At 71.3% G+C, this 12,591-nt stretch carries 6 protein-coding genes; 5 read left to right on the top strand and 1 reads right to left on the bottom strand.

Annotated features, from left to right (window positions below; genetic code table 11):
- The first annotated feature begins 9 nt into the window (after positions 1 to 9).
- The gene (locus tag JQN84_RS20030) at positions 10 to 1,122 is read left to right on the top strand and encodes an ATP-binding protein (protein ID WP_204959939.1); all 1,113 of its coding nucleotides are present in this window, start codon (positions 10 to 12) and stop codon (positions 1,120 to 1,122) included.
- A gap of 59 nt (positions 1,123 to 1,181) precedes the next feature.
- Positions 1,182 to 4,001: a DUF5682 family protein gene (locus JQN84_RS20035; RefSeq protein WP_204960330.1), complete on the top strand. Its 2,820-nt coding sequence runs from the start codon at positions 1,182 to 1,184 to the stop codon at positions 3,999 to 4,001.
- A 152-nt stretch (positions 4,002 to 4,153) separates the two neighbouring features.
- On the opposite strand, the gene JQN84_RS20040 is transcribed toward JQN84_RS20035, so the two are convergent.
- Complete coding sequence (locus tag JQN84_RS20040; RefSeq protein ID WP_204959941.1) at positions 4,154 to 5,791, bottom strand: fibronectin type III domain-containing protein; 1,638 nt, start codon at positions 5,789 to 5,791, stop codon at positions 4,154 to 4,156.
- A 526-nt stretch (positions 5,792 to 6,317) separates the two neighbouring features.
- Here JQN84_RS20040 and JQN84_RS20045 point away from each other — a divergent pair.
- The 3 genes from JQN84_RS20045 (at position 6,318) to JQN84_RS20055 (ending at position 12,573) form a co-directional block, all read left to right on the top strand.
- Positions 6,318 to 7,823, top strand: a complete 1,506-nt coding sequence (locus tag JQN84_RS20045; RefSeq protein ID WP_204959943.1) for a CehA/McbA family metallohydrolase domain-containing protein — start codon at positions 6,318 to 6,320, stop codon at positions 7,821 to 7,823.
- Between the two features lie 275 nt (positions 7,824 to 8,098).
- A complete protein-coding gene (locus JQN84_RS20050) occupies positions 8,099 to 10,918 on the top strand; it encodes a M14 family zinc carboxypeptidase (RefSeq protein WP_204959946.1) in 2,820 nt (939 codons plus the stop codon).
- A gap of 98 nt (positions 10,919 to 11,016) precedes the next feature.
- On the top strand, positions 11,017 to 12,573 hold the full coding sequence (locus tag JQN84_RS20055) for a class I SAM-dependent methyltransferase (protein ID WP_204959948.1): 1,557 nt from the start codon (positions 11,017 to 11,019) through the stop codon (positions 12,571 to 12,573).
- Positions 12,574 to 12,591 lie beyond the last annotated feature (18 nt).

The following is a 12,591-nucleotide window of genomic DNA, read 5'->3' on the forward strand; positions in this document are numbered from 1 at the left end:
TCACCCCTCATGTCCGAGATGTTGCGTGCCCCCGCCGAGGTCAAGTACGCCGACGAACTCGACTACCTGGAGTCGGTCGACACCGGCCCCAAGCCGTTCTCGTGGCGGTTGAGCCCGCGCATGGTGCGGCTGTTCGTCCTCGGCTCGGAACGGGCCGACGGGCTGGATCGGGAGATCCCGCAGAAGTGGTTCGGTGACCGCAGTTTCGTCGAACGCAGCATCGTGACCCTGGCGTCGGACCGGGGTCTGCTGCTCATCGGCGACCCCGGCACCGGCAAGAGCTGGCTGGCCGAGCTGCTGTCCGCCGCGATCTGCCGCAACTCGACGCTGGTGGTGCAGGGCACCGCCGGCACCACCGAGGACCACATCAAGTACTCGTGGAACGTCTCGATGGTCATCGCCAAGGGCCAGTCCCGCGAGTCGATGATTCCGTCGCCGATCATGACGGCGATGGAGCAGGGCGTGGTGGGCCGCTTCGAGGAGCTGACCCGTTCCACCAGCGACGTGCAGGACGCGCTGATCTCCATCCTGTCGGAGAAGTACGTCTCCATCCCCGAGCTGAACGACGACAACATCGTCTTCGCCCAGCCCGGTTTCTCGATCATCGCCACCGCGAACAGCCGCGACCGGGGCGTCAACGACCTGTCCTCGGCGTTGAAACGCCGGTTCAACTTCGTCCGCATCCCGGTGGTCACCAACAAGCGCAGCGAGGCGGAGATCGTCCGGTTCCGCACCGAGGAACTGCTGCGCCGGCACCGCATCGAACTGGACGTGCCGCCCACCCTGCTGGACATCCTGTTGCAGAGCTTCGCCGACCTGCGGGCCGCCGCCGCGTCGGCGACCAGCGACGACGAGAAGCTGGAGTCGGCACTGTCCACCGCCGAGCAGATCGGGGTGCTGGAGGACGCCATCCTGCACAGCCAGTTCTTCGGCGACCGGGCCCTGCGGGTGGAGACGCTGGCCTCCTCGCTGGTGGGGTCGCTGGCCCGACGCAGCCCGGAGGACCTGGCGATCCTCAACAAGTACCTGCACGGCGTGGTGGAGCCCCGGGCCAAGAAGAACGGCGAGGGCTGGGCCGGCTTCCTCGACGGCGGTCGCCAGGCGATCGCTTCGCTGTCGTGACCACCGCCGACACCGGCACCGCCGCGCCGCCCGGCGTCGCCGGGGCCACAGCCGGCGGGGTGACCACCGGGCCGTTCGGGGCGCTGCGCGAGCAGCTCACCGACGCGGCGGCCACGTTCGCCGGGTCCGCCGACGCGCTGGCCGGCATCCTCGCCGGCATCGTCGACGACGTCGACCGGGCGCTGGGCGAGCGGTTGGAGATCTTCCCGGTCTGTCACCACTCGCCGGCCTCGGCGCTGGCGATGGTCCGCCGGCTGCGGCACAAGCAGCCCAAGGTGATCTACCTGGAGCTGTGCGAGGATCTCCAGCCGCTCCTGGGTGAGCTGCGCAACTGCCGGCTGCCGGTGGCGGTGCAGGCGTTCGCCTCCGAGCTGGACGGTTTCCCCGCCGAGTGGGGGCCGCTGAGCGTCGTCGCCCCGGTCACCGAGGCGTCCGCCGAGTACCAGGCGATCGCGTACGCGCTGGAGACACCCGGGGTGGAGCTGGTGCTGGTGGACCGCTCCACCGACCACGTCTTCCAATGGTCACCGCGCGGCGACGCCGGGGCGGGCACCGATGCGCCGGCCGACACCGTGCCGGAGGTGGCGGGCGGCGAGGCCGGTGAGCAGACGGCCCTGCACGGCGACGCGGTCGGCGTGGAGATCGGCGACCTGCGGCCCCGGTTCGCCGAGCTGGAGGCGTACCTGCTGCACCACGGCAAGGTGCGGCACTGGTCGGAGTGGTGGGACCAGTACGTCGAACGGCCCCTCGCCGACGCCGACCACGACACCTACCGGCAGGTGATGGTGCTGATCGGCAGCCTGTTCCGCCGGCTGCGGCCGGCCGGGTCGGACCGTACCGAGCGCGACGAGGACCGGGAGCGCTACATGTGGACCCGGATGCGGGAGCACCTCGCCGCGTCCGGGGCCGACCCGGCGGACTGTCTCTACGTGTGCGGCGCGTTCCACGCCGCCAGCCGGGTCGAACAGTTCGGCCTGGACTCCCCCGCCCCGGATTTCGCGATCACCCCCCGCACCGGCACCCGCTGGCGGTACGGGCTGATCCCGTCGAGCCACTCGGCCATCGAGGCGCAGTTCGGACTGGCACCGGGGTCGGTGTCGATCGCCGCCGCCAACTGGACGCGGGCGGTCGGCCGGTCGGGTCTGACGCCGTACCGGCTCGACGGCCAACGGGGCGGCAAGGGCGGCCGGGGCAGGCGCAAGGCCGCCCCGCCGGTCGCCGCGCCGGCCGGCCCGGTCGCCGACCGGCTCACCGGCTTCCTCGCCGCGCCTCCGGCGCTGGACGGGCTGGACGAGGCGGAGCTGCGCGGGTGGTGCGTGGACATCGTCCGGTTGGCCCGCCGCAACGGGTACCTGGCCAGCACGGCCGACGCGATCGCGGTGTTCGAGACCTCGATCCTGCTGGCCGGGTTGCGCAACCGGGCCCGGCCCACCCCGTACGACTTCGCCGACGCGGCGGTGACCTGCATCGAGAAGGACGTCGTGCCGGGGCGGCGGGACGTGCGGCGGCTCTGCGAGATCCTGCTCGGCGGGGACCGGATCGGGCAGGTCGGCTACGACGCCCTGCCGCCGCTGGCCCGCGACGTGCTCGACCGGCTCCAGCCCCTCGGCCTGGACCTGGAGAAACGCACCATCCAACGGGCCCTGCTCGACCTGCACGCCACCCCGGCGCTGGCCGGCTGCTCGGATCTGCTGTGGATGCTGCGGCACCTGCTGCCCGCCGACGCGGTCCGCCCGATCATGGGTGAGCGCCGGTTGGGGCACCGGTCGATCCAGGAGAGCTGGGATCTGGCGTTGGGCCGGCACCAGCGGGCGCTGATCGAGCTGGGCTACGAGGGGGTGACCGTCGAGCAGGTGCTGGAGCAGCGGCTGCGGCGGTCGGTCCGGGGCCCCGACGCGACGGCCGCCGGCGCCCTCGCCGCGGTGGAGGACGCCATCCGGTTGCTGGACAGCCCCCGACTGGTCGACGAGTTGGGCGCGCGGGCCGTGGAACTGCTGTCCACCGAGCGCACGGTGGACGACGCCCCGGAGGTGCTGCGGCGCATCCGCCGGTTGCTGGCCCACCACCGGGCCACCGCGCCGACCCTGCCGGCCTGGTGCGAGGCGTTCGTGACGACCGGGTACGCGCACTACTGCACCCTGCTGCCGACCGCGTTCGTCGAGGAGGAGACCGGGGTCCGGCAGGTCGGGGCGATGCTCGGCTTCCTGTTCAGCATGGAGAGCCTGGCGCTGTCGCTGGGCTGCGACCGGTCCCAGCTCGAACTCGCGGTGGCCCAGTCGCATCCGGAGAGCCCGGCCAAGGTCGCCCTGCTCTGGGCGGCCCGGCACCAGCTCGGCCTGCTGCCGCTGGCCGAGTTGCGGCAGCGCTGCGCCGACCTGCTGGGTAACCCGCTGGTGGTGCCGGCGTTCCCGAGGTACCTCTCCGGTTTCGTGCACGCGCTGGAACCGGTGCCGGGGCTCGCGCCGTTCGTGGTGGAGACGATGTCCACCGCGTTCGCCCGGTTGCCCGACCCGGTGCTGCTGCCCTGGCTGCCCACGCTGATCACCACCCTGCGCGAGCACGGCCCGGAGCTGGTGCCGCTGCTGGTGCGGGAGGCGGCACGCACCTTCCCGGGGACGCTGCCCGAGTTGGACGCCTGGGTGCCGCCCTGGATGGGACCGCCGGCCGGGCCCGCCCCGGTGACCCGGCCGGGCGCACCGACGGGTCAGGTGCACGCCCTGCTCACGGCGCATCCGGTGGCGGTGGACGCGGTCGCCGGGCTGCTGGGCTGCGACGGCGGCTGGTCGGAGCCGGTCGACACCCCGGCGGGGTCGGCGGCGGCGACGCTGCTGCTCGCCCATCCGGACACGGTGGAGGCGGTGTCGGTGCTGCTCGGCTGAGGGCCGGCGGGTGTGCCGAGGTGGCTGCTGGCCCGGGCGCCCGCCGGTCACCCGTGGGGTGCCGCCACCGCAGGTGTGGTGGCGGCACCCCACGGCCGGGTCACCGGGTGGGGGTCGTCGCCGGATCGCCGGGGTGGGTGGTCAGGGCCGGGTCACGGCGTGTACGTCACACCCGGGTAGTCGGCCTGCGCCTGGACGAACTGCGCCTGCCAGTCGGCGGGCCAGCCGCCGAATGCGGTGGTGGCCAGCGGCTTGAGGCTCACGCCGGCCGCGCCGCTCCAGAAGTGCACGAACTCCCCCCAGTTCAGATCCCGGGCGTAGACGCCGTCGAACTGGTGGAAGTGCTGGGACAGCAGCTGGAAGAACTTGTTGAGCACGACTTTGCCGCCGTAGTTCTGGTAGATCGGGTAGAACCAGTCCCGGAACCAGTACGTGTTGGCGACGGGGAAGTTGTCCGAGGTGAGCAGCTTCGCGTTCTTCCAGCGGGTGGCGTCGGTGGTCCGGCCGGTGCCGACGTAGCAGTCGTACTGGAAGATCTCGGCCCACTTGCTGTCGCCCCAGATGCCGTACGCGGGTGAGCCGTTCACGCCGAACGCGGTGAACTCGACGGTGTGGTTCATCTCGTGGGAGATGACGTCCTCGTTGAGGTCGGTGTTTCCCCAGCCGCCGCCGCTCATGTCGTTGACGTCGCGGAATGCCGTGTTGGGGTCGAACTGGCTCAGCGCGAACCCGCCCGATCCCGCGTCGTCGTGCAGCACCTCGTACAGCCGCTGGCCGCTGAGGTTGCCGTAGTTGGCCTGGACGTACTCCCAGATCTGTTTGGCGTAGTCCTTCACCCAGGTCAGGTCGGTCGAGGCCAGTCCCGGATCGCGGTAGATGGCCACGTTGGCGTCGTAGTAGTAGCGGGTGAGCGTCTCGTTGGGGGCGTGCCAGGTCTCGGTCCAGGTGGTGGCCGGGGTGGCGCTGAGGGTGGTGGTGTCGGCGGTGGCGTAGCCGGAGTTGCCGGCCACCCCCTCGGCCCGCAGCCGGTAGTAGTAGTGGGTGCCCGCCGGCAGTTTCAGGTTGTGGAACTTCGTGGTACTGGCCGGCAGCACGTAGGCGGTGCTCCAGGTGGTGCCGTTGGTGGAGCGTTCCAGCCGGTAGGCCGTCTCCCAGCGGGTGTTGTCGGTCCAGGTGAGCCGGATCTGGTCGGTGGCCGCGGTGGCGATCAGGCCGGTGGGTGCGGCCGGTGCCGGGGTGGTGGCGGTGGTGGTCCCGTAGATCTGCCATTCGCCGATCTGCATGTTGACCGACCCGTTGGTGGCGGTCACCCGCAGCCGGTAGTAGCGGTAGGCGGTGGTGTTGCTGAACGAGTAGGTGTTGCGGTGGAAGCCGGTGATGAACGTCTGGTTGCTCTGGGTGTCCAGCGGCGCCCAGCTGCTACCGGTGGTGGAGGCCTCGAAGACCCAGTTGCGCGGGTTGCGGTCGGGCCAGTCGTTGGCGGAGGTGACGGCGTAGCTGGTCACCACGGCCGCCGTGGTCGCCTCGAACTGGATCCAGCCGGCACCGCTGTAGGTGAAGTACTTGCGGTAGGGCGTGTTGTCGATGACCTTCTCGATGCCCTCGTCGCCGGTGGTCGACCACTGGTCGGTGATCGTGCCGGGGGTGTCGGTGATGTCCACCGCGGCGGCGAGGTGGACCCCGGCCAGATGGCTCGGGGTCCCCGCGAGGAGCAGGACGATCGCGGCCACCGCGGCGAGCAGGGGCAGTGCCGTGCCCGGAGGGCGGCGGCGGATCGGGTCAGCGCGCATGGAGTGGGTTCCTCTCGGCGTGGTCGGTCCTGTCCGTGCGTGCCGGGAGTCGAGGCCACCTCCCGGTGACCCCCGCGCACGCGACATGACGACCCGCCCGGTGTTTCTCGGGACCGGGTCGTGGAATAAGTGGCGGGGAATGGCTCCGAAATGGATTCGCCAGAAGCTTGACGAACAGGCCGGACGACACCGGAATAGCATTCGATGCGGATGCCGCCGACCACTCCCCGTTGGCCTTCTGCGAACCGAATACTAGTTGCGGCATAGCAAGCGGTCAATGAGACCTCTTTCTCACCAATGAACCGTAATACAACCGCATAGATATCCCACGCGTGGGAGGCGACCCGGGACGGCAGCCGGGGCCACGACAGGTGGTGGCCCGGCCACCGGCCGGGCCGGGCGCGCGGCAGCGCTGGCCGGCCGTCGTTCACTCCCACCCCGTGCACCGTGCAGCGGCTGTTCACCCTCCTTGCGGAGGCTTCGTCACCGACACGGTCGACATCCGGATCACGTGGAGGGCTCCGCAGTGCAGCACAGGGATTCCGAGGACGCCACAGGCGGTCAGCTGTCCCGCCGCCAACTGGTGAAGTACGCGGGCGTCGGCGCGACGCTCGCCGCCGCCGGCCCGTTCGTGGGCGTCGAGGCGGCCCACGCCGATCCGGACCGGCAGGATCAGGCGACGGCCGGATCAGATCGGGCCGACAACCGGAGCTGGCGGGCCGGCGACCACCACATCCACTCCGAGTACAGCGGGGACTTCGACACCTCGACGAACCCGCCGACGTTCCGCAAGGGCGCCGACGCGGTCTACCCGATCGTCACCAATGCGATCATGGCGAAGAACTTCGGGCTGACCTGGGCGATGTGCACCGACCACGGGGGACCGACGCACTCCAAGGTGAACCTGGAGCAGGCGTACCCCGATCTGCTGCGGTCCCGCCGGCTGGTGCCCGAGGTGCTGCAGTTCTGGGGGATGGAGTTCGACGCCCCGGCGATGGACCACCACACCCTGATGATCCCCCGGCACGCCGACGAGGCGAAGCAGCTCTTCGAGCTGGAGAGCCGGTTCGCCAAGCGGGACCCGTTCCCGGCCGACCCGGGCCGCGACACCGAGGCCAAGATGGTGGAGTTCCTCAAGGTGGCGCGGACCATGCCGCACAAGCCGCTGGTGATCGCCCACCACACCTCCCGCTCGGCGACCGGGCTCGGGGTGTACGGGCAGGACCTCCCGCACGAGTTCCGTAACGGCAACGACGCGGCCCCGGACGTGTACGTCGGCTTCGAGGGCGCCCCGGGCCACCAGGCGGGGCCGCTCAACGGCAGCGCCCGGGGCGGCTACGGCAACCACCCCACCTACGGCGGCTACGACCAGGCGACCGCCCGGGTCGGCGGGCTGTGGGACGCGCTGCTCGGCGAGGGGCGACGCTGGTGGATCACCGCGACCTCCGACTCACACGTGCACTGGACCCGGGGCGGCACCGACTTCTGGCCGGGTGAGTACAGCAAGACCTACGTGCTGGCCCGACAGGAATACCACGACATCATGGACGGGCTGCGGCACGGGCGGATCTTCGTCACCACCGGTGACCTGATCACCCGGCTCGACGTCACCGCCGGCAGCCAGGGGCGCTCGGCCGGATCGGGAGAGACCCTCACGGTCAGCCGCCGCGACCGTACCGACGTGGACGTCGAGATCAGGTTCCGGCCGCCGGCCGGCACGAACGCCAACGGCGACCGGCCGCAGGTCCGTCGGGTCGACCTGATCGTCGGCCGGGTGACCGGTCCGAGCGTCGACCGGGACGCCGACACCAACCCGACCACCGCCGTGGTGGCCCGGTTCGGTCCGCGCGACTGGCGGCAGCAGGGCGCGCAGTACGTCATCAGGCACACCCTGCGCGACGTCGGGGTCGACAGCTACCTGCGGGTGCGTGGCACCAGCACCGACGAGGCCGAGCCGCTGGCCGACGGGCTGGAGAGCCCGTGGAGCGACCTGTGGTTCTACTCCAACCCGGTGTTCGTCCGGGTGCGCTGACCGCCCGGTCCCGGCCCGCCGTCGGCGGGCCGGGACCGCCCCCACCGGGTCGACGACGTTGAATATGATCCGGGGTGCGGCGGGAGACTCCCCGGCGGGCCTCGGTCCACGGTGGACGCCGGGACTCGCCACCAAACGCCCGTGTTCGAGCGGGTGTGGGGCAATTGGCGAATCGCGTACCGGCCCCGGGTTGTGAATCTTGACCACCCGAAAGCGCAGGTCATACGCTCCGGGCACCCTTGATTCATTTCCCGGGAAGGGAAACGAAACGCCTCATGCGAACGCCGATAATCCGCTCCGCCTCGCTTTCCCGCCAGCGGTTGGCCAGCGCCACCGCCATCGTCCTCCTGGCCGGAATCACCCCCCTGGTGGTCGGCCCGTCCGCCTCCGCCGCACCCCCGACGACGTGTAGCACCGATCCCGCCGACCGCCTGGCCTCGGTGCCCAGCCCGGAGAGCTTCCTCGGCTTCCCGCTCGGCACCGGCCAGGAACGGGTGGTCACCAACGAGGAGGTGCGGGGCTACCTCGACGCCGTCGACACCGCCTCGAAGCGGGTCGTCACCGGCGTCATGGGCACCAGCGTGCTCGGCCAGCCGCTGCCGTACGCGATCGTGTCCAACGAGCGCAACGTCCGGCCGGCCGTGCTCAAGGGCATCGCCGAGGACGTCCGCTCGCTGCGCGACCCCCGGACGGTCAACCAGCAGCAGGCCGGTGAGATCGCCGAGGCGGCCCCGGCCATCGTCTGGGTGACGGCCAACGTGCACGGCGGCGAGAAGAGTGGCACCGACGCCGCCCTCAAGACCCTGTACGAGCTGGCCGCCGGGCTCTCCTGCGAGGTCGAGCAGCGCAACGACAACCTGATCACCATCATCGTGCCGACGCAGAACCCGGACGGCCGCGACGCCAGCCGCCGGCAGAACGAGTACGGCTTCGACATGAACCGGGACTGGTTCGCCCGCACCCAGCAGGAGACCGACGGCAAGCTCGAACTGATGCGGAAGTATCCGCCGCAGGTCTTCATCGACTCGCACGAGATGGGCGGCCGGCAGTACTTCTTCCCGCCCAACGCCGACCCGATCCACCACGAGATCTCCGGCGAGGCGGTCGACTGGATCAACCGGATCGGCGAGGCCAACAAGGCCGGCTTCGGCTACAACGGCGCGTGCGACGCGACGGTGACCACCGAGTGCTACTTCAACTACTCCACCTACGACCTGTTCTTCATGGGGTACGGCGACACGGTGCCGGCCGCCGGCTTCGGTGCCGCCGGGATGACCTTCGAGAAGGGCAGTTCGTCGGCGGTGGCCGACCGGGTGCAGCAGCAGTTCCACACCCAGTGGTCGACCCTCGGTTGGGCGGCGGCGCACAAGGGTGAGGTGCTGAACGGCTGGTACAAGGTCTGGAAGGACGCGCTCGCCCAGGGCCGGGCCGGCGCGCTGGAGCCCAACGAGGTGGTCCAGCCGACCAACACCGTGCAGTTCCCGGTGCCGGCGCAGACCATCAGGTCGTACTTCCTGCTGCCCGACCGGCAGCTCGCCGACGCCCGCCAGCTCGTCGAGCGGCTGCGCCGGATGGACGTCGAGGTCTACCAGGTCAAGAAAGCCGTCAAGCTGCCCACCGCGAAGCTCTTCGGTGGCCGGTCGGCGACCAACCTGACCGTGCCGGTCGGGTCGTACTGGATCCCGATGAACCAGCCGCAGAAGCACTGGATCCAGGCGATCATGGGTGAGGACCCGTACACGCCGTTCCCGTACTTCTACGACGTGTCGTCGTGGAGCAACCCGCTGCTGATGGGTGTGAACGCCGTCTACACCGGCGCCGACGTCAAGCCCAACGCGGAGCTGATCGACAAGATCCAGAACACCGGTGGCGGCAAGATCCTGGCCGCGCCGCCGCTGAAGGGCTCCTACACCTACGAGCTGGACTCCGCCGCCGCGGCCGAGTTCACCTTCACCCTGCTGGGCAGGGACGTGCAGCTGGTGCGGGACCTCGACAACGGCCAGGTGGGGATGCCGGCCGGCGCGTTGACGCCGGAGCTGAACACCATCGCCAAGAAGCTGGGCGTCACGCTCACCCCGTACACCACGGCGGCCGTCGGCACCCCGATCAGCCGGCCGGACGTCGGCCTGTTCCAGGGCACCGGCATCTCCACCACCTCCGGCTCGCACGGCGAGGCCCGGTACGTGCTGGGCAAGCGGTGGGGCCTGGACCTCACCCCGGTCACCACCGCCGACATCAACGACAACACCCCCGCCTTCACCGGCCGGACGGTGCTGCTGGTGCCGGACGGCAGCAACGCCACCGGCGGGCTGACCGCAACCGGGCAGGCCAACCTGCGGGCCTGGATCGCCCAGGGCCACACCTACCTGGGCCTGCGCAACGAGGGCACCCGGATGGCCCGCGCCGCCGGTCTCACCTCGACCACCGAGAAGCCGAAGCCGACCGGCTACACGGTGATCGGCTCGCACCTGCGGGTGGACGTGGACCCGGACAGCCCGGTCGGGCTGGGGCGGCCGGCCGAGGACTTCGAGTTCAACAACAACGACCCGATCCTCACCCCGAGCAGCACCGGCCGCAACGTGCTGCGCTACCCGAGCGGGGACACCTTCTGGGCCAACGGCTACACGGTGCAGGGTGACGCGCTCAAGGGCACGGTCGCGGTGGTGGACGAGCCGACCGGCGCCGGTCGGGCGGTGCTGTTCGCGTTCAACCCGCTGTTCCGGGCGTACAACGAGAGTGGCCTGCACCTGGTGGCCAACGCGCTGCTGTACCCGGGCGGCGGCACGGCGGCCCGGACCGCGTCGCCGGTCCCGGTCGACCCGGCCCGCGCCGCCGCGGCGGCCGCCCCGGTCGCCGAGAACCTGGGCGGACAGTGGCGGCCGTTCACCCTCCAGGTGGCCGCCGGCGACCTGGCCCGCACCGAGGCGGTCGTGCAGCGGTACACCGACACCGCGCGCGTCACGGTGGCGGACGGCTCGGCGTACCTGGTGATCCCCAACCCGGCGGGTCTCCAGATCGACGAGCACCCGTTCCTGGGTGACCTGGTGCGGACGCTGCGCGCCGAGCAGGTCCCGCTGCGCTCGCTGGTGGGCTGATCCCGACCGGTCGGGGGCGGGCACCGTGCGGTGTCCGCCCCCGACCGTCCCGGCACCCCGCGCGACGCCGGGCAGGACGCGTCGGCTAGGAACATCGCATGCCCCGCTACCTGCTGTTTCCCGGCCGACATCACCTGCTGACCCGGTTCCAGGCCGACTATCTGCACCGGCTCGCCACCACCGGTCACCACGACACCCCGGACGGCGACCGGGCCGCCGACGACGGGGTGACCGTGGTGTGGGCGGTCACCTCGGCCAACCACGAGAACACCCGTCGCAACCCCGTCCCCTACCACCGGCGGGAGGCGGCGATCGAACGGTTCAGCGTGCTGGCCGGCCTGCGGTCGGTGGTGGTGCCGGTCTTCGACACCGCCGAGACCGACCGGTTCGCCGAGGTGACGCTCAAGAACGTCGCCGCCGCCGCCGGCCTGGAGCTGACCCCGGCGAACACCGTGGTCGCCTGTTCGACGCCGCAGGTCGCCGCCATGTACGCGAGGCTGGGGTTCCCGATCGCCGGGGTGGAGGCCGACGTCGACCCGACCCCGGCCCGCCCGTGGGACGTGCTGCTGCGGCTGGCCGCCGACGACCCGTCCTGGCGGGACCTGGCCCACCCGGCGACCCTCGACGTCTACGCCCGCTACCGGCTCGACGACCTGGTCCGTTCGGTGGTCAACGACCCGGTCGTCGGCGACGAGGGCGGGCTGACCGCCACCCGCGACTACCGGACGTACGCCGAGGCGTTCGCCGACGCGGCACAGCGCAAGTGGACGGCGGTGCGCGAGCACGTACGGCCCGGTCGGATCGTCGACGTCGGCTGCGGCGCGGGCGCGGTGCTGGAGTTGGCCGACCGGGAGCCGGCGCTGCGGGAGAGCGACCTGATCGGGGTCGAGGTGGCCCGGCACCTGTACGAGGAGTGCGTGCACAAGAAGGCCCAGGGCTTCTTCGCCAACCCGAACGTCTTCTTCTACCGCCGCAACGTGCTCGGCGGGGCGGTGTTCGCGCCCCGCTCGGTGGACACCACGATGACCTTCGCGCTGACCCACGAGATCTGGTCGTACGGCGACCGGATGGCGTCGCTGCGCCGGTTCGTGCAGGCCATCTACGACCACACCGTGCCCGGCGGGGTGTGGATCAACAGTGACGTGTGCGGGCCGGACGGCCGGGACCGGACGGTGCGGCTGCGGCTGTCGACGACCGACGGGGCGAACCCGGCCCGGCCCCGCGAGGATCTGGCGTCACTGCCGGCCGACCGGGTGGCCGCGCACCTCGCCGGGCTGTCCACCCGGGCCCGGCTGGACCAGTTCGCCGTCGACTACCGGTTCCCGTTCGGATTCCGCCCGGTCGACGACGGCACCGGCGCGGTGGTCGAGCTGCCGCTCGGCGCGGCGATGGACTTCCTCACCCGCAAGGACTACACCGACAACTGGCTGTCCGAGACGCAGGAGGAGTTCTGCGGGCTGGAGTGGGCCGACTGGAAGGCCCTGCTGGCCGACGTGGGGTTCGAGGTCGACCCGGCCAGCGGCCCGTACCGCAACGACTGGATCGTCACCCACCGGCTCGCACCGACCGCGGCGCTGTCGACGGTGGACGGGACCCCGCTGGACTGGCCGGTGACGCACGTGCTGCTGGTCGCCCGCCGGCCGGTCAACACCTGATCCGGCGGCGGAAAGACG

The organism is Micromonospora humidisoli, from assembly GCF_016900955.1.
GTDB classification, from domain to species: domain Bacteria; phylum Actinomycetota; class Actinomycetes; order Mycobacteriales; family Micromonosporaceae; genus Micromonospora; species Micromonospora wenchangensis.